Below are 24540 nucleotides of genomic sequence, written 5' to 3'. Positions count from 1 at the left end.
TCAGACGTAGCCGTCCTCGCCGCGTTCCTTGAGTGCGTCCACCAGCCGCTTGACGTCCTGCGCCCGATCGCGCGGGCAGACCATTACCGCGTCCGGGGTGTCCACCACGATCAGGTCCCGTACGCCGAGCGCCGCGACCAGCCGGCCGGAGTGCGGCACCACCACCAGGCCGCTGCTGTCCCGCAGCAGCACCCCCGGCTTCTCCTCGGCCGCCGGGGCGCCGAGGACGACGTTGCCGTCCGGATCGGCGGGCAGCACGTCGCCGAGGGTGTGGAAGTCCCCGACGTCGTTCCAGCCGAAGTCGCCGGGGACGGTGCCGACCCGCCCGGCGGCGGCCGCGCCCTCCATCACCGCGTAGTCGACGGAGATGCGGGGCAGTGTCGGCCAGATCTCGCCGAGCACCTCGTCCCGGTCGGGGCTGTCCCACCTGGCCGCGATCCGGGTCAGGCCGGTGTGCAGCTCGGGCTGTTGGCGGGCCAGCTCGGTGAGGAACACGTCGACCCGCCAGACGAACATGCTGGCGTTCCAGAGGTGCCGGCCGGAGCGCAGGTATTTCTCGGCAACCGCCAGCCCTGGCTTCTCGGTGAACTGCTCGACCCGGCGGACCGGCCCGGAACCGATGGTGTCGCCGCAGGCCAGGTAGCCGTAGCCGGTCTCCGGCCGGGTGGGGGTGATACCGACGGTCATCAGCAGGCCGGTGCGGGCTCCGTCCACCGCCTGACGGATCGTCTCCACGTACCGGTCGGTGTCGCCGATCAAATGGTCGGCCGCGAACGAACCCATCACGGCCTGCGGTTCACGCCGGGCGACGACTGCGGCGGCGAGGGCGATCGCCGCGCAGGAGTCCCGGGGCGACGGCTCGACGAGCACGTTCTCCTCCGGCACCGTCGCCAACTGCCGGGCGACCGCCGCGGCGTGCGCCGCACCGGTCACCACCAGAATCCGTTCCGGATCGGTCAGCGGCGCCAGCCGTGCGACGGTCGCCTGCAGCAGTGAGGCGGTGGTGCCGGTGAGGGGGTGCAGGAATTTAGGGTTACCGGCGCGGGACAGCGGCCACAGTCGGGTGCCGCTGCCACCCGCCGGAATAACGGCGAAGAGCATCAGCACATCATGCCCGGCACGGGCACGCCACCCGACGAGATGGTGGATACCTACCCGTACCGGTAGGTAGTGGTCGGGTCACCAGGCGACCCGGTTCATGCTGGCGGCCCGGCTCCACGACGCCACATGCACCTCGGCGCTGGACGCCCAGGTGAACTCCTTGGCCCGGTCCACCCCGGCCTTGGCCAACGCGTGCCGGCGGGACTCGTCGTCGAGCAACGCCACCAGGTCGGCGGCGATCCGGTCCGGATCCTCGCTGGTGTAGGCGACCGCGTCACCGCCGACCTCGGGCAGCGACAGCCGCGGCGTGGTCAGCACCGGGGTACCGCAGGCCATCGCCTCCAGGATCGGCAGGCCGAAGCCCTCCCCGTAGGACGGGTAGGCGGCGACGAGGGCCCCGCCGAGGAAGCCGGGCAGGTCGGCGTAGCGCAGGTAGCCGGGACGCAGTAGCCGCAGGTGGGCGGGGACGTCGGAGACCGCACGGTCGATGTCGTCGTCATGGCCCTGCCCGCCGGCGACCACGAGCGCGGGCGGCTCGGGCCGGTCCTGCACCGCGCGCACCCAGCCCCGGATCAGGTTGGGCACGTTCTTACGCGGCTCCTTGGCACCGAGGAACGCGATGTAGTCGGTGCCGGTCAGCCCGAGCCGGGCCCGTACCCGGGCCTTCTCTTCGTCGCTGGGCACGTGGAAGGCGCCGCAGTCGACGCCGTGGTACGCCACGTCGATCCGGGCCTGGTCGGCGTTGAGTAGCCGGATCAGCTCGTCGCGGCTGGCCTTGCTGGGCACGATCACCCGACTGGCCCGGCGCAGCGAGGTCTTGATCGCGCTACGGAAGAAGGTTCGCCGCGACTTGTCGTAGTGCTCCGGTTCGGTGAAGAACGTCGCATCGTGCACAGTTACCGTTACCGGACATCCCGCCCGCATCGGACAGGTGTAGTACGGCGAGTGCAGCACGTCAGCACCGGCTTGCTGGGCGAGCAGCGGCAACCCGGTCTGCTCCCAGGCCAGCCGGGCCGGGCGATGCGCGACGGCGGCCGGCGCGGCGATCACGTCGGCGGCCGGCAACATTCGGGTGTACCGCTCGACATCTGTACGCAGCGCTACGACGGAGAGCTCGACGCCGCTGCCGATGAGCGCGCCGAGGGCCCCCAGCAGGCCGTCAACGTATCGACCGACGCCACCGCGGTCGGTGGGCACGCTCGTGGCGTCGATGAGTACGCGGGGCGGTCGACCGGCGGTCACTGGGCAACTCCTCTAAGGGGGTGGTGGAGGGTTGTGAAGAACGACACGTGTGCCAAGACTACGCCGCCCGACGCCGTCCGCCGTGTCGACGACGCGACCGAAAACGCGTCGCGGCGAACCACGCCGCCGACGATCAGCGGGGCGAGACCACCCGGTGACAGCGTGTACGTACAGTGACGGCGCTACGCTCGGCCCCGATGACCAACAACCTGGCCGGGCTACTCGCGGTCGCCGTCGCGGCGGACCCGACGCGGCCCCTGCTCACCTGGTACGACGACGCGACCGGCGACCGGACCGAACTGTCCGGCGCGACGCTGGCCAACTGGGTGGCCAAGACCGCCAACCTGGTGGTGGACGGGGCCGGCGCGGCCGCCGGTGACCACGCCGACGTCGCGTTGCCGGCCCACTGGCAGACCGCCGGCGTCCTGCTCGGTTGCTGGTCGGCCGCGCTGGTGGTGCGGACCGCCCCGGCCGCCGGACCCGGTGCCCCGACCGGCCGGGACCCGCTGCCGGCGCTGCCCGACGACCCGGCCGCGGAAGTGCTCTTCGCCAGCCCACCGGCGGTGCCCGAGGTCGATCGGCGGCCCGTCGGCGAGCGCTACCTGCTCAGCCTCGCCCCGATGGCGGCACCCGCCCGGGAACTGCCACCCGGCTGGACCGACTACATCACCGAGGTACGCGGCCACGGCGACCATTTCACCCCGTACCCGGCGGTCGACCGACAGGACGCGGAGCTGGCCGGCCGGGCCCGCCGGCGCGGCGCGGAGCTGGGCATCGGGGCCGGGGCCCGGGTCCTGGTCGACTGCGACCGGTACCCGGACCCGACCGACTGGCTGCTGGCGCCGCTGGCCGCCGAGGCGACCATGGTGCTCTGCCGCAACCTCGACCGGCAGCGGCTCGACGGGCGGGTGGACAGCGAGAAGGTCGATCTGGTCCTGGCCTGAGTGGTCGTCGTCGGCGCCGCCGGACGATCGGGGCCGGTCAGAGTTCGCGGGGCACCACTTCCCGCAGTTCGCCGTCCGGCGCGCACACGTAGAACCCGGCCCGATCGGCCAGCCACGGCTTGCCCGCCGCCTCACCGTCGCTGAGCAGCTTCTCCTGCACGCCGAGGATGATGTACCGGGACCCGTCCGGGTTGCCGTCCCGCCAGCCCGGGCCGTACAGCCGGTCGACCAGCATCTCGCGACGCTGTCGCGGCACCGCGCCGTCCACCACCCAGTCGGTTGGCAGCCGGTACCAGAACGTCCGGGTGATCCCGGCCAACGGGTTGAAGGCGTGTGCCCCCTCGACCCGGACGCCGAGCGTGTCGGTGATCTTCAAGCGGAAGTAGACACCCACGCCTGTGAGACGCGCTGCGCTGACGCTGCGTTGCCATCCCGGCGGAATCGGTCAACCCACCGACGCTTCCCGGTCCTGGGCGAACCGGATGAACGGCGCCAACGCCGCCGGATCGGTCAACGCCCCGGCCGCCGCCGCCTGCCCGGCCGGCACGCCGGTGAGGATCTTCTTCACCGGCACCTCCAGCTTCTTGCCGGACAGCGTCCGGGGCACGGCCGCGACCTGGTGAATCCCGTCCGGCACGTGCCGCGGTGACAGCGCCGAGCGCAGCTCACGCACGATCCGGGTACGCAGCGCGTCGTCCAGCCCGACCCCGGCCCGCAACGCCACGAACAGCAGCAGCTCCCCCGCCCCGCCCTGCGGATCCTCCAGGTGGATCACCAGCGAGTCGGCGACCTCCGGCAACGCCTCCACCACCGAGTAGAACTCGGCGGTGCCCAACCGCACCCCGCCCCGGTTCAGGGTGGCGTCCGAACGGCCGGTGATCGCGCAGCTCCCGTCCTCGGCGACGGTGATCCAGTCACCGTGGCACCAGACCCCCGGGTACCGGTCGAAGTACGCCTGCCGGTAACGGCTGCCGTCCGGGTCGTTCCAGAACCCGACCGGCATGCTCGGCATCGGCTCGGTGATCACCAGCTCGCCCAGCTCACCGACCACCGTCCGGCCGTCGGCGGCCCGGGCCTCGACCCGCGCGCCCAGACACCGGCAGGCGATCTCCCCGGCCCGCACCGGCAACAGTGGTACGCCGCCCACGAACCCGGTGCACACGTCGGTGCCGCCGGACAGCGACGTCAGCTGCAGATCCTCGCCGACCGACCGGTACACCCAGGTGAAACCCTCGGCCGGCAGCGGCGCCCCGGTCGAGCCGACCCCTCGCAGCCGGGACAGATCGGCGATCTCGCGGGGCACCAGCCCCTCCTTACGGCAGGCCAGCAGGAACGGCGCCGAGGTGCCGAAGTAGGTGGCGCCGGTCTCGGCGGCCAGTCGCCACAGGGTGCCCAGGTCCGGGCTGGCCGGGCCGCCCGGGGCCGCACTCACCGCCGGGTTGCCGTCGAACAGCACGATGGCCGCACCCACCGCCGGCCCGGAGGCGAGATAGTTCCACATCATCCAGCCGGTGGTGGTGAACCAGAAAAACCGGTCCCCCGGCCCCAGATCGTGATGCAACGCCAGCATCTTCAGATGCTCCAGCAGGATGCCGCCGTGCCGGTGCACGATCGGCTTGGGCAGCCCGGTGGTGCCCGACGAGTAGAGCACGTACAGCGGCTGGTCGAACGGCACCGCGTCGAACGCCAACGGCTCGTCGGTCGGCGCGGCGAGCGCCTCCCAGGTCGAGGTGGCCCACGACGGGGCGTCCGACGGCTCAGCCGACAGGTACGGGATCAGCACCCGGTGCCGCGCCGACGGCAACGCGTCCGCGATCGCCGCCACCTCGGCCCGGCGGTCGACCGCCTTGTCGCCGTACCGGTAGCCGTCGACCGCGACCAGCACCGTCGGCTCGATCTGCTGCCAGCGGTCGGTGACGCTGCGGGTGCCGAACTCCGGCGCGCAGGACGAGAAGATTCCGCCCAGACTGGCGGTGGCCAGCATCAGCACGTACGTCTCGGGGATGTTCGGCGCGTACGCCGCGACCCGGTCGCCCGGCCCCACCCCGAGCCGGCGCAGCCCGGCCCGCACCCGGCGGACCTCGTCGCGCAGTTGCCCGACGGTGAGGGTGACCGGCGCTCGGGTCTGGCTGTGCGCGATCACCACCGGCGCGTCCTCGGCCAGCCCGGGGGCGCGTAGAACGTGCTCGGCGTAGTTGAGCCGGGCACCGGGGAACCACCGCGCCCCGGGCATCCGCCGGTCAGCGAGCACCTGCTCCGCCGGCTGATGGCCGACCACCTCGAAGTAGTCCCAGATCGACCCCCAGAACCCGGCCAGGTCGTCGACCGACCACTGCCACAGCTGCCGGTAGTCGGCGAACCGCAGCCCCCGGGTGCGCTCCAGCCACGCCAGGTATCCGCCGATCCGGGTCCGCTGCCGCACGTCCGCCGGTGGGCGCCACAGCACCTCGCTCACGACTGACACTCCTCCCCGGGTCACGGCCGCGTCGCCGGACCGCGTGTGGCCGTCCACTTCCATCCTCGCGTACGTCGAGCGCCGCCGGCGGCGGTGCCGCTGATCGATTGTCCTGCCAACCGGGGCGCAACGGAGCGTGCCGGGAACACAAGCTGTCGTCGGCAGGTAGCGCAACGGGCACAGCCTGCGGCGGGCGCCAACGCGTACCCGAAAAAGTGCGCCGCCCCGCTGCGCCCCCGCCCAAGCCTCCCGCCCGAAACGGTACGGTTCGCCCATGCGTCATCTCTGGAGCTTCCTCAGCGGCCTGGCTGCGGCACCGCTGTGCTGGGTGCTGATCGCGGTCGGCCAGACGACGTCGGCCCGCACCATAGCCGGCTGGGTGACCGACGGCAGCTACCACACGGCGACCCTGCTGGCACCGGCCGCGTTCGTGTTCGCCGCCGGTCTGCTGCTCGGGCTGCTGGGCACGCTACGGTTCTCCCCGCTCGGTCCACTCACCGCCGGGCTGGCCCTGGCCGCCCCGTACGTCGCGATGTTCGTCGACCCGTTCGGTGCCCGCGACCTGATCGGTACGCCGTGGCGGCTCTTCGGTGAACCGGTGGTACTGCTGCAGCCAGTGGAGAACGGCACCCTCGCGTTGCTCGGGGTGCTGCTCAGCACCGCGGTGCTGAGCCGGCAGCGGTGGCGGTCCCGGCCCGCGACGAACAGCACCGCCGACGACAAGGCCGGCTCCGACGCGGCGGCGGCGGAGCCGTTGCCGGTCCGGCCGCTCGGCGAGTTCGATCCGTCGCTCTGGTCGCTGCCGGGCGGCAGCACCACGACGTCGGACGAATCCGCCGACGCACCGACCGGCCCGGACCGGGCCGACGCCGGCCGGCCGGCGTCGTTGACCACGAAGACGAAGACGAAGTCGACACTGGCCGCGCCGGCCGAAGACGTTCGACCCGACGGCGACGGACTACGGCCGGCCCGGCCCATCCCCCGGTCCAGTCGGGTGATTCGCTGAACCGACCCACCGACCGTCGTCGGTGACGTTGCGCCTGGCGGGTACCGTGCCGGAAGGCACCATCCCCGCGAGGAGGTCAGATGCGGCACCTGGGCTCGCTGATCCTGTCCCTGCTCCTCGCACCGGTGATCTGGTTCCTCGCCGGGCTCGGCCTGAGCGAGTACGCGCTGGCCCGACGGGACGCTTACAGCGAACCACCGCTCGACGTGTTCATCGGGTTGGCCGCGCTCGCGGTCTGCGGGGTGTCGTACGCGCTGTTGCTGCTGCCCCGGTTGTCCCCGGTCGGGCCGGTGCTGGCCGGGGCGTCGTTCGTCGCAGTGTCGGTGTGGGCCACCGTCGACATCGTGGGGTTCTACGACACGATGCCGCGCCGGCTGCTCGGCACGGACTTCGTCCTCACGGCGCCGGCCGAAGGGCTCGCCGTGGTGCTGGCCGTCCCGTTGTTGGCCACCGTGTTCAGCCCACGTCGCTGGCGGGGTGAGCGGATGGTGGCGCTGTATGCCGGCGGACCACCACCGCAGGACGTGACACGGACCGCCCCACTGCCCGGCCCCGGCGGGTACGGCGACCCGGGCGGATACGGCAGCCCAGCGGGCGGATACGGCGGCAACCCAGCGGGCGGATACGGCGGCAACCCGGCCGGCGGATACGGCGGCAACGCCGGACCGCCGGCGTGGTCGGCCCAGCCGCCGACCGGCGATCCGGCTCGGACCATCGCGTTCCCGGCTGCCGCCAACCCGCCGCTGCGGCCAGCCCGATCGGCGACGGGTGCCGGCACCGACTCGGAGCACGACACGATGCGGCTGACCCCGCCGGGGCACCGGCGGGACGATCCGACCGTCGTACTGCCCCAGGCGTCGGCGTTCGCACCGCCCCGACCGGCGGTGACTGGCGGCGACCCGGACGAGACCACCCGGATCAGCCAGCCGAGCACCACCGACCCGGACGAGACCACCCGGATCAGCCAGCCGGACCAGACAGAGCGGATCGACCAGGCCGACGAGACCACCCGGATCGTCCCGACGGCGGACGGCCCGGACGGTGGCGACGAGACCACGACGGTGCTGCCGGCCCGTCCCGACGACGCCGGAAAGTCCCAGAACTGAGGCCAGAGCTGGGCCGGACCCGGACCTCAGGTCCGGCCTCAGGTCAGGTCAGGGTGTCAGCAGCTGACGCGCCATCACGATCCGCTGCACCTGGTTCGTGCCCTCGTAGATCTGAGTGATCTTGGCGTCCCGCATCATCCGCTCGACCGGGTAGTCCCGGGTGTAGCCGTACCCGCCGAGCAGTTGCACCGCGTCGGTGGTGATCTCCATGGCCGCGTCGGAGGCGAAACACTTCGCCGCCGCCCCGAAGAAGGTCAGGTCGGCGTCGGCGCGCTCCGACCGGGCGGCGGCGGCGTAGGTGATCTGCCGGGCCGCCTCCAGCTTCATGCCCATCTCCGCGATCATGAACTGGACGCCCTGGAAGTCGGCGATCGGCTTGCCGAACTGCTGGCGCTCCCGCACGTACCCGCGGGCGAAGTCGAGCGCGCCCTGCGCGATGCCGACGGCCTGGGCGGCGATCGTCACCCGGGTGTGGTCCAGGGTGCGCATCGCGGTGGCGAACCCGGTGCCCGGCTCGCCGATCATCCGGTCCGCCGGAATCCGGACATTGTCCAGGTAGACCTCGCAGGTCGGTGACCCCTTGATGCCGAGTTTCTTCTCCGGTGCACCGAAGCTCACCCCGGGGTCGGACTTCTCCACGACGAACGCGGAGATCCCCCGTGACCGGGCACCCGGCTCGGTGACCGCGAAGACCGTGTAGTACTCCGAGACACCGGCGTTGGTGATCCACCGCTTCACCCCGTTGAGCACCCAGTGGTCGCCGTCGCGGACCGCGCGGGTGGTCATCGACGCCGCGTCGCTGCCCGCCTCCGGCTCGGACAGGCAGTACGAGAACATCGCCGCCCCGGACGCCACCGGCCGCAGATAGCGCTCCTTCAACTGCTCCGAGCCGGCCAGCAGCAGCGGCATCGTGCCGAGCTTGTTGACCGCCGGGATCAACGATGAGGATGCGCAGGCCCGCGCGACCTCCTCGATGACGATCGCGGTGGCGAGGGCGTCAGCACCCGCCCCGCCGTACTGCTCCGGGACGTGCGGGGCGTGGAAGTCCGCCGCCCGCAACGCGTCGTAGGACGCGGTGGGAAACTGTGCGGTTTCGTCGGCCTCGGCGGCGTTGGGGGCGACCTTCGCGTCGCACACCTCCCGTACCGCTTCCCGGATCGCCGTGTGCTCCTCTGGTAACTGATAGACATCGAACGCCGGCCCGGACGTCATCACGCCCTCCCTCGCCTGGAGTGTTCCCTCGATATCCTGCTCCAGTGCGAGGATACCGGCGAGTAACGCCGACGTCGGTCGCCCCCACCCAGCCATACGGACTATCGTCTGCCGGGCAGCCGATCGGCGGCTCTCAGCCGGGTCGGTCCCCACAGAAGCGGTATGCCGCGAACGTCAAAACCACGATGATTGGTGTCGAGCCCCCGGCACCGGACCACCGAGTGCGACGCGACCACAGCGCCGCCAGCGCGAGCGGAGAATCAAGGCGTGACCATCCCGTACCCGAACATCCAGCCTGTCCCGGCCATCGCGGCGGTGACCCCGCCGTCCGGTGCCCCCCGCCCGCGCCTGACCTTCCTCGGCACCGGCTACCTCGGCGCGACCTACGCCATCTGCTTCGCCGAACTCGGCTACGAGGTGATCGGCTACGACGTCGACGCCGACAAGATCGCCAAGCTGTCCGCAGGTGAGGTGCCCTTCCACGAGCCGGGTCTGGACGAGTTGCTCAAGCGGAGCCTGGCCGCCGGGCGGTTGCGGTTCACCACGGACATGGCCGCCACCGCCGATTTCGGCGACGTGCACTTCATCTGTGTGGGCACCCCGCAGCGGGCCGACGCGATGGGCGCGGACCTGTCCTACGTCGAGGCGGCGGTCACCGGCCTGGCCCAGCACCTGACCCGGAAGGCGTTGATCGTCGGCAAGTCCACCGTGCCGGTCGGCACCGCCGAGTGGATCGAGCAGCTGGTCGGCAAGCACGCCTCGGGCGACCTGGGCGTCGAGGTGGCGTGGAGTCCGGAGTTCCTGCAGGAGGGCTTCGCCGTCGAGGACGTGCTGCGGCCGAACCGGATCGTGGTCGGGGTCCGCAGCGAGTGGGCCAACGGCATGCTGTACGCCGCGCACAAGGGGGTGTTCGACCTGGCCGCCACCGAGGACCGGGAGGTGCCGTTGGTGGTGACCGACTTCGCCACCGCCGAGCTGGTGAAGGTCGCGGCGAACGCGTTTCTGGCCACGAAGATCTCGTTCATCAACGCGATGGCCGAGGTGTGTGAGGTGGCCGGCGGCGACGTCACCCAGTTGGCCCGGGCGATCGGCTACGACCCGCGGATCGGTAACCGGTTCCTGCAGGCCGGGGTCGGGTTCGGTGGTGGCTGTCTGCCGAAGGACATCCGGGCGTTCCAGGCGCGGGCGCAGGAGCTCGGCGCGGGTGAGGCGTTGCGGTTCCTGCACGAGGTGGATCTGATCAACCAGCGGCGGCGGTCCCGGGTGGTGCAGCTCGCGGCCGAGCTGCTGGGCCGCCGGTCCGGGCCGGCCGGGCCGGATCTGTCCGGCACGACGGTGGCGGTGCTGGGGGCGACGTTCAAACCCAACTCCGACGACGTCCGCGACGCGCCGTCGCTCGCGGTGGCGGCGATGCTGGCCAAGACCGGCGCGCAGGTGCGGGTCTTCGACCCCGAGGGTACGGAGAACGCCCGGCGGGCGCAGCCGGACCTGACCTACGTACCGTCGATGGTCGACGCGGTCCGCGACGCCGACCTGGTCTGCGTCCTGACCGAGTGGGCCGACTTCCGTAACGCCGACCCGGTGGCGTTGGGTGAGCTGGTCGCCGGCCGCCGGGTGATCGACGGCCGGAACTGCCTCGACTCGACGTTGTGGACCGGCGCCGGCTGGCAGTACCGCGGCATGGGCCGCCCCTGAGCCCGGCACCGCCCGCGCCGAACCGGCCGGTTGTGGGTCCGGGACGGACCCACAACCGGTTTTTCTCCGATCTCCACGCCGCCTGGGGCTGTTCAACAGTTGCTTGGTTTAGGCATGCTTCGTAGGAAGTGGTCCACAGTGTGGTCCGGGCGTGGAGGAGGGTGCCATGAGTACGCCGTACCGCTGCGCCTCGTGCGGGCGGACCGTGCCGGCGGCGGCGACCTGCCCCCGGTGCGGTGCCGAGCAGCCGCAGTTCGCTGAGGACCTGGCCCGCATCGAGCGGTCCATCGCCGAGATGAAGGCCCGCGAGCTCGCGCTGGCCAAAGAGCAGAAGCAGATGGCCAGCGATCTGCAGGCGGCGATCTTCCAGCGGGACATCCTGTCCACCGGCGGTGCCGCCGGTCGGCGTGGCCCGGGGCCCCGGGTCTCGGTCCGCCGCCGGGCCGGGCGTCGACCGCCGACCGCCGACCAGGGCACCGCCCCGCCGAAGTTCCCCCGGCAGAGCCCCAACCTGGTCGCTGACGACGACGCGCCACCGACCGGGCCGCCGCCGGGCTCTGAACCGCCCGGCTACCCGCCGGCCGCCGGTGGCGACGATCCGACCCAGGTCCTGTCGGCGGACGGCACCCGACCGGAGGCGTCCGCCCAGTCGATCCAGAACGTCCTGCTCGGCCTCGGCGCGCTGATGGCGGTGGTGGTGTTCGCCGCCGTCGCCAACAGCGCGTTGCCCGACGTCACCCGGCTGAGCGTGCTGTTCGCCGGCACGCTACTGCTGCTCGCGGCCCCGCCAGCGGTCGCCGCCCGCGGGCTCACCTCCACCGCGGAGACGATCGCCGCCGTGGCGCTGGTCCTCGTCCCGATCGACGGTTACGCGATCTGGGCGACCGACGCCGTCCGGGCCGGCCCGGTCAGCCCATCGACGTTCGCCGGCCTCACCTTCGCCGTCACCGCGCTGGTCGCCGCCGGATACGCCGCCACGACCGGGCTGCGTCTGCCCCGGTACGGCATGGTGCTCGCGATCCAGCCGGTCGTGCCGCTGCTCGGTCAGGACCTGATCCGGGGGCCGGCCGGGTGGGCGTCGGCGCTCGCCGTGGTCGCCGTGCTCGATTTGCTGCTGGTCCGGCTGCTGAGCGGCTCCGGGCAGCTCGGCGCCAACTGGCGGTTCGGGTCGCCGACGGTGGCCCGACCCCGGCCGGACGTGCCGGCCGGGTCGGCCGGGTCGGCCGCGCCGGCCGGACCGGACAGCGGCAACCGGCCCGGCGACCGGGCCAGCGGGCCGGCCGGGCCGGCTCCGTCCGGCACCGGCTCCGACCGGCCGGAGAGCGCGCCGGAGGAGGCCGACGCCGTCGTCGCGGGCGAGCCTCCCGGTGGCGGCGACGGTCGTCGACAGCCGGGCTGGCTGCCGCCGGCACCCACTGCGGCCGTCCTCTGGCTACGCGACCTGATCTGGACCCTGCACGGGCTGGCCGTCACCGCCGCGCTGCTGTTCGCTGTGGTGGCGGTGCTGCGCGCCGACACGGTGCCCGCCACGCTGGTCGCGGCGGCGGTGCTGCTGATCGCCGCCGGGGTCGGGCTCGTCGGCGGATTCACCCTGGGCCACCCGCCGCTGCCGGACCTGGCCGCCGGCGTGTTCGCCCTGGCGGTCATCGGCGCGGCCAGCCGGGTCGCGGCGGTCGCCCTGCCGGGCCCGGCGCTGTTGTTGATCGCCGCCGTGGTCGCCGTCGCCGGGATCGGCGTACGGGCCCTGCCGGAGCAGGTCCGCCGTGGCCCGCAGCTCGCGGCGGCGGCCGCGTTGACCGTGCTCGGCGTACTCGTCGCCGGTGGCGCGCTGCGGGCGGCGCTGGCGCCGGTCCGCGCCGCGTTGCCCGCCTGGCAGGCCGACCTGGCCGGCTACCAGGAGAGCCTGGTCGACTACGCCGGGCCCGCCGACTGGCAGCTCGCCCTGGCCGCGCTGCTGATCACCATCGCGGCGGCGGTCGCCATGCCGGTCGAATGGCGTCGCGAGGCGACCGTCGTCGGCGTGACGCTGACCGCGCTGGCCGTACCGGCGTCCTTCGCCCTGCCCTGGTACGCCGCACCATGGCTGCCGGTGCTCGCCGCCGTCGCGGTGGCCGGCACCGGTTTCCTCACCGACACCACCCGGGCCGCCCGGGTACACGTGATCTGCGCGGCGGTGCTCGGCACCGCCGGTGCGGGCGCGGCGCTGGCCCGACCCGGCTCCACCGCTGCCGCCCTGCTGGTGCTGGCCGCCGCCGGCGTACTGATCGCGGTAGCCGGGACGCTGCCGGAGGTACGCCGCCGGCCCGCCGGGGACGCGGTCGGGGGTTGGGCCGCCGGCGGGGCCGCGTTCGCCCTGCCCGGTGGGGTGGCGGCGTTCGTCACCGCTCTGGTGCCGCCGCCGGGGCCGACCGCGCTGGCCGTCCAGGAGACGACCGCCCCGATCCTGGCCGCCGGTTTCCTCGCGGTCTGCGGCACGCTCGGCTACTCGGCGCTGGCGCAGGTGGCGGAACGGCAGATCCCCCGACCGTTGACCATCGGCACCGGGCTGGGGGCGCTCGCGGTCACCGCCGCGGCGTTCGGCTCGCCCGGCGCGGCCATCGCCGACGTGTGGGTCGCCGTCGGGCTGCTGGTCGCCGCTGGGCTGCTGCTCATGGCGCCTTCGATCGACGCCGGCCGGCGGGCGGACCGGCTGCTCGACGGCCCCGACTACGCCGCGGCGGCGGCCACCGCCGCGCTGGTCGGCACGCTGGCCAGGGTCAGCGCGATCGTGGTACCCGGCACCGAACTGGTGGCCAGCGCGGCGCTGACCCTGCTGGTGGCGGTCGCCGTACGCGCCCTGCCCGAGCACTGGCGGCGCGGACCGGTCCTGGGCACCGCGGTCAGCGGTGGGGTCATCGCCGTCCTCGCCGGCTACACGGCGGTCGCCGGCGGCGTCCAGGCACTGGCCACTCCGGGCCAGCTCTGGCAGGCGGACCTGACCGCCTGGTCCACCGAGGTCGCCGCCAACTCCTGGCAGGTGCCGCTGGCCCTGGTGCTGCTCGCGCTGGCCGCCGCCGTCGCGCTGCCCCGGCCCTGGTCGTTCCACGCCGCCGGCGTGCTGGTCGCGCTCGCCACCGTCGGCACCCCGGCGGCGCTCGGCCTGCCCTGGTGGTCGCCGATCGTGGTCGGCTGCCTGGTCGCGATCGGGTACGGGATCGTCTCGGTGGCCGCCAACGATCCACAGGCGGCCACCGCCCGGGCCGGCGTCGCCGTGGCGGTCGCCCTGTACGCCATCGGCGCCAGCCTGGTCCGTCCGTGGACCACCGCCGCCGCGCTCGGTGTCGTGGTGCTGACCTGCGTGGTGGTGGCGGTACTCGCCCGGGTCGTCGCCACCGTGACGCTGGCCGACCAATCTGCTCAGGCTGACCAGGCTGACCAGGCTGACCAGGTCGACCAGGCAGGTACCGGGCCGCCCGTCCCCGACCGGGAGTCGATGCCGGCGCACCTGGCGAAGATCGGTGGCGCGGCGACCGGGGCCGCGCTGCTGGCACTGCCCGGAGCGGTCGCCGCGCTGGCCGCCGCGCTCGGCTGGACCACGGAGATCGTGCTGACCGGGGCGTTGGCCGCCTCAGCGCTCGGCGTCGCCGTGCTGGCCATGGTCCGCCGCCGGGTCCCGCACTACCTGCCGTACGCCACCGTCGGGTTGGCCGCCGGCGCGACGGTCACCGCCCTCGCCTCGCTCCCGACCAGCCTGCCGACCGGCATGTACGCCGCCGGAGCCGCACTGCTCGGCGTACTCGCCGAACTGCTCCGGGCCGCCACCCCACCGCCGGTGGACCTGTCCCGGCCGAGTCGCCGATGGTCCGGGCTCGGCGGCCGGTGGAGCCAGCCGGGGCCGCTGGAGATCGGCCAGGAGTGGGCGATCAGCCCGGTCAAGGGTGCGCTGGCAGCCGCCGCGCTGCCCACCGCGCTGGCCGTCGCGGCGGTGGCACCGACGCTGACCGCCGCACTGGTCGAGCCGTACCGCACCCTGACCGCGATCTGGCAGGGACCACCGGCCGGGCTGCTCGATCCGCCGGCCGCCGCCGTGGACCCGACCAACCTGCTCGCGGCGCTGCTACTCACCGTCGCGGCGGCGCTGGCCGCGACCGGGTTCAACACCGGCCAGCCGGGCCAGGCGGTTCCGGTGGTACTGCCCGGCGTGGCGATCACCCTGCTGATCACCCCGATGTCGTTCGGCGTCGGCTGGCCGGCGGGCACCATGGCGGCGCTGCTGGTCTTCGCGGTCGCCATGGTCGGACTGGCGTTGACCGAACCGCCGCCGGACACCGAGCGGCACCGGCCGCTGCGCATCGCCCGCCGGCTGCTGTTCCTGATCGGCCTCGCCGCCGGTGGCGCCGGACTCGCCGGGGCGCTGGCCAACGACCAACTGACCGTCTTCACGCTGGGCAGCTCGGTGTGCGTCGGAGCGGTGTCCGCGTACGCCGGACGCAGCCAGCCGGCCCGGATCCTCGGCTGGCTGTTCGCCTCGGTGATGGCGCAGATGTTCGTGCTGACCATAGGCCTCGTCGCCGGCCTTCCGCCGAGCTGGTCGGCGTTCGGCGTACTCGCCGTCGGTGCCGGCCTGCTGTTGTCCGCGACCCGGCTGCCCCGGCTCAGCCACCCCGAGGCGGTACGCGAGGCGGCGGTGGTCGAGTGGAGCAGCTACGCGGCCGCACTGCTCGCGCTGGCCCTGGCGTACGACTCGGCCGCGCATCTGGCCGGGCTGCTGGCCGCCTGGGGTGCGGTGCTCGGGGTGACGGCCACCCGGCCTGGCCGCCGTGCGATGGAGCGCCGGGTGCTGTTCTGGCTGGCGGTCGGCTGCGAGATCACCGCCTGGTGGATGCTGATGCGGATCACCGATGTGGCGCTCACCGAGGCGTACACCTTGCCGTTCGCCGTCCTCGCCCTGCTAGTCGGGGTGCTCGAGCTGCGGCACCGGCCGGACCTGAGCAGTTGGACGGCGTACGGGCCGGCACTGGCCGCGGCGTTCCTGCCCACCCTGGTACTGGTGATCAGCTCGGGGGAGAACAGTTTCCGGCAGGTCCTGTTGCTGCTCGGTGCGGTCGGCACCCTGCTGGTCGGGGCGATGAGTCAGCAGCAGGCCCCGGTGGTGGTCGGTACGGTGGTCAGCGCGGTGACCGCGTTGCACGCGTTGACCTTCTTCGGGCCGTGGCTGGTGCTGATCCCGGTCGGTCTGGTGCTGCTGGCGCTCGGGGCCAGCAGCGAGTGGCGCCGGCAGACCCAGGAGCGGGTGCGGGGCGCCCTGCGCGGCATGCGCTGAGGCCGCTCGGGGTTAGGCGGTACCGCCGGCTGACGCCTGCAGCGCGGCGTCCTTCGTGGCGACCAGCTCGACCAGCTCCTGCTGGTAGGCGAGCATCCGGGCGCGCAGCCCCGGGTCGGTGGCGGCGAGGATCCGCACCGCCAGCAGACCGGCGTTGCGGGCGCCACCGATCGACACCGTGGCCACCGGCACGCCCGCCGGCATCTGCACGATCGACAGCAGCGAGTCCATCCCGTCCAGGTGCTTCAACGGCACCGGCACCCCGATCACCGGCAGCGGCGTCGCCGAGGCGACCATGCCCGGCAGGTGCGCCGCACCGCCCGCCCCGGCGATGATCACCTGGAGGCCACGGTCGGCGGCGGTGCCGGCATAGTCGAGCATGCCGTGCGGGGTGCGGTGCGCCGAAATCACCCGCACCTCGTGCTCGACGTCGAACTCGGCGAGAGCCTCGGCGGCGGCCCGCATCGTCGGCCAGTCCGAGTCGCTGCCCATGATGACGCCGATCATCGACCCTCCTGTAGCCAGCGGGCGGCCCGGGCGGCCCGATTCCGGACGTCGGTGAGGTCCTCGCCGAGCACCGTCACGTGGCCGATCTTGCGGCCCGGCCGGACCTGTTTGCCGTACAGGTGGACCTTGGCGCCGGGGTCGGTCGCGAACAGGTGGTGCAGCCGCTCGTCGATGCCCATCCCGCCGTCCGCGCCGCCAAGCACGTTGGCCATCACCACCGCCGGGGCGGTCAGCCCGGTGTCACCCATCGGATAGTCCAGGACCGCCCGCAGATGCTGCTCGAATTGGGAGGTACGGGCCCCCTCGATGGTCCAGTGCCCGGAATTGTGCGGCCGCATCGCCAGCTCGTTGACCACCAGGCCACCGGGCACCTCGAACAGCTCCACCGCCAGCAGCCCGACCACGTCGAGCGCGCTGGCCAGGTCGATGGCCAGCTGCTGGGCGGCCAGAGCGCGCGACTGCGGCAGGGCCGGCGCGGGCGCCAGCACCTCGACACAGATGCCGTCCCGTTGCACGGTCTCCACCACCGGGTAGACCGCCAGCTGACCGAACGGCGAGCGGGCCACCTGCACCGCCAGCTCGCGGACCAGCTTCACCCGCTCCTCGGCGATCAGCTCCACCGCCGGGTCGGCCGACGGGCCGGCCGGGTCGAGCCCGGCGGCGACCAGCTCGTCCGGCGTGTCCAGCAACCACACCCCGCGGCCGTCGTAGCCGCCGCGCGCGGTCTTGACCACCACCGGCCAGCCGACCTCGGCGCCGAACTCGGCCAGCTCGTCGACCGAGCCGATCCGCCGCCAGCGCGGCACCGGGGCACCCAGCTCGGTCAGCCGCTGCCGCATCACCGCCTTGTCCTGGGCACAGCGCAGCGCGTCGGCCCCCGGGTGCAGGCGCACGCCGTCGGCGGCCAGCGCCCGGATGTGCTCGCCCGGCACGTGCTCGTGGTCGAAGGTGACAACGTCGCAGCCCTTGGCGAAGGTACGCAGCGCGGCGAGGTCGGTGTGCTCGCCGTACTGCACGTCGGCGGCGACCAGGGCGGCGCCGTCCTCCGGCGTACGGGCCAGCACGCGCAGCGACTGGCCGAGCGCGATCGCGGCCTGATGGGTCATCCGGGCGAGCTGCCCACCACCCACCATGCCGACGACGGGCAGTCCGGTACGGGTATCCATGGCGGCGACAGCCTAACCCAGCTGCGCGACCAGATCCGCGACGGAGGTGACCGGCCGGTCGCAGACGAAGCCCCGGCAGACGTACGCGGTCGACGCCCCGCCGATCATCGGCCGGTCCGCCAGCAGCGGTACGCCGGCCTGGTCGGGACGGCCGGCCACCACCACCGCACCGGGCGGCGCGTGCCGCCGCGCCGCCCGTAGCAGCGGGTCACCGGTCGGGTCCTCGGTGACCACGGCGATCTCGTACGGACCGGACAGCAACGCCTCGCCGACGGCGGCGGCGTAGCCGGTGAACCGGGCATGCCGGGCGACCACCGGCGCGACGGTGGCCAGCGCGGCCTCGGCGGCGGCCCGGTACTGCGGGGCGCCGCGCAGCGCCGCGTACCCGGTGAGCGCGGCGGCGGTGGCCGACAGCCCGGACGCGGTGGCGTTGTCGGTCGGGTCCGCCGGCCGGGCGACCAGCTGTTCGGCGTCGTCGGCGGTGTCGTAGAAGCCGCCGTTGTCGGCGGCGAACCGGGCCAACGCGACGTCCAGCAGCTCGCCGGCGAGGTCCAGCCATCGACGTTCCCCGGTGAGCTGGTGCAGCGAGCAGAACGCCTCGGCGAGGCAGCCGTAGTCCTCCAGCACCCCGTCGGGCGCGCCGACCAGACCGTCCCGGGAGACTCGGCGCAGCCGCCCGCCGACCAGGTGGGTACGGGCCAGATGCGCACCGGTCGCGACCGCCAACTCGGTGGCCAGCTCGACGTCGCCGTCGGTGCCGGCCGCGGCACCGGTCTCGTCGGCACCGGTCTCGTCGGCACCGCTCAGGGCATCGGCGGTGGTGGCGAACTCGACCAACGCAGTGACCGCCAGGCCGTTCCAGGCGGTCACCACCTTGTCGTCGCGGGCCGGCTGCGGCCGGCCCGACCGGGCCCGACGCAGCGCCGCCCGGACCCGGTCCAGCTGCTCCGGCGGCGTGTCGTCGACGTCGCGGGCCAGGCGCAGCACGCTGGTGCCGTGTTCGAAGGTGCCGTCGCCGGTCACCCCGTACAGGTCGGCCGCCCACCGGCCGTCGGCCTCGCCGAGGACCTCGATCAGCTGCTGCGGCGTCCACACGTAGCTGGCGCCTTCGACCCCGCCGGTGTCGGCGTCCAACGCGGAGGCGAACCCGCCACCGGGTACGGCGAGCGCCTCGGCGAGGAAACGGACCGTCTCCCGGGCGATCCGACCGGCCATCCGGTCGCCGGTGAGCCGCCACAGCAGCGTGTAGACCCGCAGCAGCAGCGCGTTGTCGTAGAGCATCTTCTCGAAGTGCGGCACCGTCCAGGTGCCGTCCACCGCGTACCGGGCGAAGCCCCCGGCGAGTTGGTCGTAGATGCCGCCCCGGGCCATCGCCTCGCAGGTGTGCTGGACGATCTCCAGGCTGTCGGCGGCGCCGGTGCGTTGATGATGCCGCAGCAGGAAGAGCAGGCTGAGATGCGGGGGGAACTTCGGCGCCCCGCCGAACCCGCCGTGCGTCGGGTCGTACTCCTTGCCCAGCGTCGCTGCGGCGGCGTCGAGCAGGTCGGCGGTCAACGGCGTGGTCGCCCCGCCGACCGCCTGCGCGCCGCCGACCGCCTCGGCCACCGCGGCCCCCTGGCGCAGCACGGCGTCGCGCTGGTCGCGCCAGGCGGCACCGACCGAGTGGAGCAGCCGGACGAAGTTCGCCTGCGGGAAGTAGGTCCCGCAGAAGAACGGGGTGCCGTCGGCGGTGGCGAACACGGTCATCGGCCAGCCGCCGTGACCGGTCATCGCCTGGGTCGCGGCCAGGTAGACCGCGTCCACGTCGGGGCGTTCCTCCCGGTCCACTTTGATCGCGACGAAGTTGTCGTTGATCAGCTGCCCGACCGCGTCGTCCTCGAACGACTCGTGCGCCATCACGTGGCACCAGTGGCAGGCCGCGTACCCGACCGAGATCAGCACCGGCACGTCCCGGCGGCGGGCCTCGTCGAACGCCTCCGGGCACCACGGCCACCAGTCGACCGGGTTGTCGGCATGCTGCTGCAGGTACGGGCTGGTCGCCTCACCGAGCCGGTTCACGCTGAGTCGCTCCTCGGGGTCGTGGCACGACTCCGACGGTGTGGGGTCGCACGTTCCGACCATAGCCAGTCGGTGGGCGGCTCACCGCCGGGTCGGCAGCGGAACGTCCGGGTATCGCAGCGCGATGAGGCCCGCCTCGGCGGCGGCCTGGACGTTCTCCGGGCGGTCGTCGACGAAGGTGACCCGGTCGGCAGGCGCGCCGAGCCGGCGCAGCAGCGCCGCGAAGATCGCCGGATCGGGTTTGGTCAACGCCAGCCGGCAGCTGAACAGCCGGTGGTGGAACACCGCCGCCCAGTCGGCCGAGTCGATCGCCGTGGCGATGGACTCGGGAGCGTTGGACAGCAGCGCCAGGCCGTGTCCGTCGGCGGCAAGGCCGGTGACGAGTTCGACGGTACGCGGATTCAGCTGCGACCAGCTGGCGATGTCGGCCCGGTCCAGCTCGGCCACGAGCGGATCGTCGGCGGACAGCGGCCGACCGACCACGTGGCTCCAGTAGCGGTCGGCCGGCCAGCCGGCGTCGTAGGCGTCCCGGTGCCGCCAGTACCCCTCGTCGAAGGTGGCCTGCGGCAGGCCGGCCAGCTGGGCCATGGCGGCCACCGCGGCCGACGGCTGCGGCAGCGAGATGACCTGGCCGTAGTCGAAGACCAGCCAGTCCCGGACGGCACCGCTGGGCCCGCCGGTCACGACGCACCGTCCGCGCGCAGCGGGTAGATCTGGGCCTGCGCGGAGTCCGCCAGGGACCGGAGCACCGCGAGCACCTTGTCGGCGGGCATCGGCTTGAAGAAGTGGTAGCCCTGGGCGGCGGCGCAGCCGAGGGCGGCCAGAGTGGCCCGCTGGTCGGCGGTCTCCACCCCCTCGGCGACCACCCGCAGGCCCATCTCCCGGCCCAGCCGGACGGTGTGTCGCACGATGGCGGCGTCGCGTGGCGAGTCGGCCATCCGGACCACGAAGGACCGGTCGACCTTCAACTCGTCGACGGTGACCCGGGTCAGGAAGGCCAGCGAGGAGAACCCCGTGCCGAAGTCGTCGACGGCGAGCTGGACGCCCATCTCCCGGAGGCTGGCCAGCACCTCGTCGATGATCTCCAACTCGCTCATCACCACTGTCTCGGTGATCTCCAGCACCAACCGGTGGGCCGGGACCTGGTGGCGGCGCAGCAGCTCGCCGATCTCGGCCGGCAGCTGCGGGTCGAGCAGGCTCCGGGCCGAGATGTTGACCGAGATCGGTACGTCGATGCCGTGCGCCGCCCACTCGGCGGCGGCCGACAACGCCCGGTCGACGACGTACCGGGTGAACGGGGCGAGCAGTTCACTGCCCTCGACCGCTCTGACGAAGTGGACCGGGGTGAGCCGGCCGCGGCGCGGATGCCGCCACCGGATCAGCGCCTCCACCCCGGTCGGCCCGCCGGTGGCGAGGTCGACCGCCGGTTGCAGGGCCAGTTCGAGCTGGTCGTCGACGTCCAGCGCGGCGCGCAGTTCGGCCAACAGTGCCAACTGGTCGGTGTTGGCGGCGTCCTTCGCGCTGTCGTAGCCGGCGACGCTACCGCCGATCGCCTTCGCCTGGCTCATCGCGATGTTCGCCCGGCGGAGCAGTTCGTTCATGTCGGCGGTGCCGGCACCGGCGACCACCACGCCGAGTGCGCCTTCGACCGACATCCGCACGCCGGCGACCTCGGTCGGCTCGGCCAGCATCGCGGTGATCTCGCGGGCCCGGCGCATCGCCACCCCGGTCGGCGAGGTCCGCTCGACGCAACCGGCCGCCGCCGGGCTCAGCGAGGTCAGGAGCAGGGCGAACTCGTCGTTGCCGAGTCGGCCGAGCAGCTCGCCGGGGCGGAGTCGGTCGCTGAGCCGCCGGGCGGCGGACTGCAGCAGCTCGTCGCCTGCGGCGTTGCCCAGGGTGTCGTTGACCTCTTTGAAGCCCTTGATGTCGAGCAGCAGCAGAGCGACCGGATGATCGTGCTCCAGCCGGTGCAGTGCGGCGTCCCCCTTGGTGAGCAGCGCCGCCCGGTTGAGCAGCTCGGTCACCGGATCGTGCATGGACCGGTGCATGGTCCGGTCGGTGAGGTGGCGCAGTGCCCGCTCGGTCGCCGCGTCGTGCAGGGCTGCGGCGAGCGCGTCACCGAAGGCGGAGAGCGCGTTGCGGTCCCGGGACCTCGGCATGGTGCTGACCGGCAGGTGGATCCGCAGCTCACCGACGCCGGTCCGGCCGACCGTGAGCGGGTGGACGAGCATCTGGTCGGTGGCGTCGTCCGCGACGTCCTCAGCCGCCGCGACGGGGTCGACGGGATCGGCCGGCGGCTCCGACCGGCGCAACCCGCCGTCGGCGTCGCCGACGTAGCGCCACAGCCTGCCGTCGACCTGCCGCACGTCGATCTCGACCCGCTCGGCACCGAACAGGGCCAGCCCGCCGGCAACTCCGGCGCCGACGACGGCCGGCTCGTCGAGCTGGTTGAGCGCCCGGGTCGCCCGGGCGAACTCCTGCCAGGCCCGACGCTCGTCCTCGATCCGCAACCGGTGGCCGTAGGTCTGCTGCAGCAGCCACAGCACCGGGGGCAGCAGCAGCAGCCAACGCGGATCGTGACCGAGCATCCCGACCGTGACCAGCCCGACCAGGACGTTGCCGACGAACATCAGCAGCTTGTTGCGCAGCGCGTGCAGCAGGGTGGCACCGAACGGCCGGCCGTGCCGCAGCGACAGGGCGACCGTGGCGAGGGCGGCGGTGATCAGCAGATAGACCAGCCCGCCGAGGAGCATGGCGGCGGCGAGCAGTGGGGTGAGCTGCTGGGCGTACGGGTCGGCGACCGCCCGGGCGGCGACGCCGGCCGCCGCGACGGCGACGGTCAACGACGCGGTGACCCGGAGGATCTCCGGCACGGTACGGGGCTCGGAGAAGATCGACAGCAGGGTCCAGGCGATGCCCACGCCGACTGCGGCGGCGGCCGGCAGCCAGCCGGCCGGGAGGACGTAGAGCCCGACGATGAGGGCGGCCTCGCCCCAGGTGAAGCTGACCGTGCCGGTCCCGATGCGGAACCGCAGTCGGGCGAGTTGCGCGACGCCGAGCAGCGCCGCGACGATCGCGAATCCGGCCAGGGGCGGGAGCGCCGACGCCTGCGGGGCCGACCCGGTGAGCAGCCCGATGGTGATGGTGGCGACGGCAGCCACCAGGACAGCGACGGTGAAGACGGGCAGCCGCCACTGGCCCCCGCCGTCCAGGGTTTCGGTCGTCGCCTGGTGCGCGGTCGCAGCCGGTTCCGGCCGCGCCGGCGTCACGGGTCACCCCCGGTGACCGCCGGGCCGTGGACCGACGCCCGGCGCGGACGACCGACCATGATGAGCATCCCTCGCGTCCGTTCCGTACGACCAGGGACGACAGCTGTGCGATCCATGGTCGCCCCTTTCCGCGCGCGGTCGGAGGAACTGAAGGTCCCCGGCGGAAGGCTAAGCCAAAGCCGATTCCGGCAACAGGGGCCACTGGGCCGGTTTACCGGCGGAGGCCCACTGGAGGGGAGAAAAGTCCCTGGTGAGAGCGCCTGTAAGCGCTTACAAAGGGGATCCGGGACGCGAGTCGCCTTCTGTCGGATCAAGGACATTGCGTTCGGCCGCCGCCGACCCGCTGCCCGGCGCCGCGTCGTCGAACCGCTCGGGCAGCCGACGCAGCCGGGCGTTCATGTTCCTGATCAGAAACACCGTCGCGGCGGCGAGCACCAGGAGCAGGAACAGCCCCATCGGCCCGGCCAGACCACCGCTGCGGGTGTCCCCGAAGTTGTTCACCGCCAGGACATGGACAGCACTCAGCACGATCGGACCCCTCTGCGTCGCTGACGTCGACTACACGTTACGCCCGGCGGATCAGGAGTGGCTGAGCCCCTCGCGAATCCCGGCAAACAGGTCGGATTCCGGCTTCGGGCTGTCGACGAACGACCGGACCAACTCGAAATCCTCGGTCGGCCAGGCCTGCCGCTGCACCTCCATCGGCACCTGGAACCAGAAGCCGTCCGGATCGACCTGGGTGGCGTGCGCGCGCAGCGCGTCGTCGCGGACCGGGAAGTAGTCGGCGCAGTCGACCCGGGTGGTGATCCGGTCGCCCTTGTCCGGGCGCTCCTCCCACCGGTCCATCCACTCCTGGTACGGCGACTCCCGACCGATCGCGAGCATCCCCTCGTGCAGCGCGAGAATCCGCGCTTTGGTGAAGCTCATGCAGTAGTACAGCTTCAACGGCTGCCACGGCTCGCCACCGACACCCGGGTAGCGGGCCGGGTCACCGGCCGCCTCGAACGCGGCGACGCTCACCCGGTTGCACATGATGTGGTCCGGGTGCGGATAACCGCCGTCCTCGTCGTAGGTGGTCACCACGTGCGGACGGAACTCCCGCATCAACCGCACCAGCGGCCCGGCCGCCTCCTCCAGCGGCTCCAGGGCGAAACACCCGTCCGGCAGCGGCGGCAGCGGATCGCCCTCGGGCAGACCCGAGTCGACGAAGCCCAACCAGGCCTGCTCGACGCCGAGGATCGCCCGGGCGGCGTCCATCTCGGCCCGGCGGATCTCGGCGATGTTCTCCCACACGTCCGGCCGGTCGAGTTTCGGGTTCAGCACACTGCCCCGCTCCCCGCCGGTGCAGGTCACCACCAGCACCTGGGCACCTTCCGCGACGTACCGGGCCATCGTCGCGGCACCCTTGCTGGACTCGTCGTCAGGATGGGCGTGCACCGCCATCAGACGCAGTTGCTCAGCCAACGAAAACGCTCCC

The 24540-nt window shown here is 73.1% G+C and carries 16 protein-coding genes and 2 pseudogenes; 5 read left to right on the top strand and 13 right to left on the bottom strand.

Translation table 11 applies throughout. The features are described from left to right. Positions 1-1101: a mannose-1-phosphate guanylyltransferase gene (locus ACN27J_RS25720; protein ID WP_421370151.1), complete on the bottom strand. Its 1101-nt coding sequence runs from the start codon at positions 1099-1101 to the stop codon at positions 1-3. Between the two features lie 78 nt (positions 1102-1179). Next, positions 1180-2343, bottom strand: a complete 1164-nt coding sequence (locus ACN27J_RS25715; protein ID WP_278173916.1) for a glycosyltransferase family 4 protein — start codon at positions 2341-2343, stop codon at positions 1180-1182. A 197-nt stretch (positions 2344-2540) separates the two neighbouring features. Between ACN27J_RS25715 and ACN27J_RS25710 the strand changes: the two genes are divergently transcribed. Beyond that, positions 2541-3287, top strand: coding sequence for a TIGR03089 family protein (locus ACN27J_RS25710; RefSeq protein WP_421370149.1), 747 nt, complete (start codon positions 2541-2543; stop codon positions 3285-3287). Positions 3288-3324: 37 nt separating this feature from the next. On the opposite strand, the gene ACN27J_RS25705 is transcribed toward ACN27J_RS25710, so the two are convergent. Both ACN27J_RS25705 and ACN27J_RS25700 read right to left on the bottom strand, forming a co-directional pair. Next, complete coding sequence (locus ACN27J_RS25705; RefSeq protein ID WP_416567454.1) at positions 3325-3663, bottom strand: hypothetical protein; 339 nt, start codon at positions 3661-3663, stop codon at positions 3325-3327. A gap of 69 nt (positions 3664-3732) precedes the next feature. Further along, the gene (locus ACN27J_RS25700) at positions 3733-5742 is read right to left on the bottom strand and encodes an acetoacetate--CoA ligase (protein WP_421370147.1); all 2010 of its coding nucleotides are present in this window, start codon (positions 5740-5742) and stop codon (positions 3733-3735) included. 274 nt (positions 5743-6016) lie between these two features. Between ACN27J_RS25700 and ACN27J_RS25695 the strand changes: the two genes are divergently transcribed. Both ACN27J_RS25695 and ACN27J_RS25690 read left to right on the top strand, forming a co-directional pair. Continuing rightward, the gene (locus tag ACN27J_RS25695; RefSeq protein ID WP_421370145.1) at positions 6017-6748 is read left to right on the top strand and encodes a hypothetical protein; all 732 of its coding nucleotides are present in this window, start codon (positions 6017-6019) and stop codon (positions 6746-6748) included. Positions 6749-6828: 80 nt separating this feature from the next. Next, complete coding sequence (locus ACN27J_RS25690) at positions 6829-7854, top strand: hypothetical protein (RefSeq protein WP_421370143.1); 1026 nt, start codon at positions 6829-6831, stop codon at positions 7852-7854. Positions 7855-7902: 48 nt separating this feature from the next. On the opposite strand, the gene ACN27J_RS25685 is transcribed toward ACN27J_RS25690, so the two are convergent. Further along, on the bottom strand, positions 7903-9066 hold the full coding sequence (locus ACN27J_RS25685; protein WP_278173910.1) for an acyl-CoA dehydrogenase family protein: 1164 nt from the start codon (positions 9064-9066) through the stop codon (positions 7903-7905). A gap of 267 nt (positions 9067-9333) precedes the next feature. On the opposite strand from ACN27J_RS25685, the gene ACN27J_RS25680 reads away from it, so the two are divergent. Further along, a complete protein-coding gene (locus tag ACN27J_RS25680) occupies positions 9334-10761 on the top strand; it encodes a UDP-glucose dehydrogenase family protein (protein ID WP_278173909.1) in 1428 nt (475 codons plus the stop codon). Positions 10762-10927: 166 nt separating this feature from the next. After that, the gene (locus ACN27J_RS25675; RefSeq protein WP_421370141.1) at positions 10928-16063 is read left to right on the top strand and encodes an SCO7613 C-terminal domain-containing membrane protein; all 5136 of its coding nucleotides are present in this window, start codon (positions 10928-10930) and stop codon (positions 16061-16063) included. Between the two features lie 12 nt (positions 16064-16075). Here ACN27J_RS25675 and purE read toward each other — a convergent pair whose 3' ends face one another. The 8 genes and pseudogenes from purE to mca all read right to left on the bottom strand — a co-directional run bounded on the left by purE (position 16076) and on the right by mca (position 24527). After that, entirely contained in the window at positions 16076-16570 is a 495-nt protein-coding gene (purE, locus tag ACN27J_RS25670; protein ID WP_421370139.1) for a 5-(carboxyamino)imidazole ribonucleotide mutase, read from the bottom strand. Beyond that, entirely contained in the window at positions 16567-17736 is a 1170-nt protein-coding gene (locus ACN27J_RS25665; protein WP_421370137.1) for a 5-(carboxyamino)imidazole ribonucleotide synthase, read from the bottom strand. The genes purE and ACN27J_RS25665 overlap by 4 nt, the downstream gene beginning before the upstream one ends. A 12-nt stretch (positions 17737-17748) precedes the next feature. Continuing rightward, positions 17749-18441: pseudogene (locus ACN27J_RS25660) on the bottom strand (hypothetical protein); the annotation flags it as partial. A 119-nt stretch (positions 18442-18560) separates the two neighbouring features. After that, a pseudogene (locus tag ACN27J_RS25655) lies at positions 18561-19794 on the bottom strand (thioredoxin domain-containing protein); the annotation flags it as partial. An 81-nt stretch (positions 19795-19875) separates the two neighbouring features. Further along, a complete protein-coding gene (locus ACN27J_RS25650; RefSeq protein WP_421370135.1) occupies positions 19876-20478 on the bottom strand; it encodes an HAD-IA family hydrolase in 603 nt (200 codons plus the stop codon). After that, positions 20475-23006, bottom strand: a complete 2532-nt coding sequence (locus tag ACN27J_RS25645; RefSeq protein WP_421372470.1) for a putative bifunctional diguanylate cyclase/phosphodiesterase — start codon at positions 23004-23006, stop codon at positions 20475-20477. Before ACN27J_RS25645 ends, ACN27J_RS25650 begins: the two co-directional genes overlap by 4 nt. Before the next feature lie 327 nt (positions 23007-23333). After that, positions 23334-23591, bottom strand: a complete 258-nt coding sequence (locus ACN27J_RS25640) for a hypothetical protein (RefSeq protein ID WP_278173902.1) — start codon at positions 23589-23591, stop codon at positions 23334-23336. 51 nt (positions 23592-23642) lie between these two features. Then, positions 23643-24527 carry a mycothiol conjugate amidase Mca gene (mca, locus tag ACN27J_RS25635; RefSeq protein WP_421370133.1) on the bottom strand — a complete coding sequence of 295 codons (885 nt, stop codon included), beginning with the start codon at positions 24525-24527 and terminating at the stop codon, positions 23643-23645. Positions 24528-24540: the final 13 nt, after the last annotated feature.

Source organism: Solwaraspora sp. WMMB762 (assembly GCF_049179115.1).
GTDB lineage: Bacteria > Actinomycetota > Actinomycetes > Mycobacteriales > Micromonosporaceae > Micromonospora_E.
Note: the sequence above shows the minus strand (reverse complement) of the source record. Positions and strands in the feature narration are given on the sequence as shown.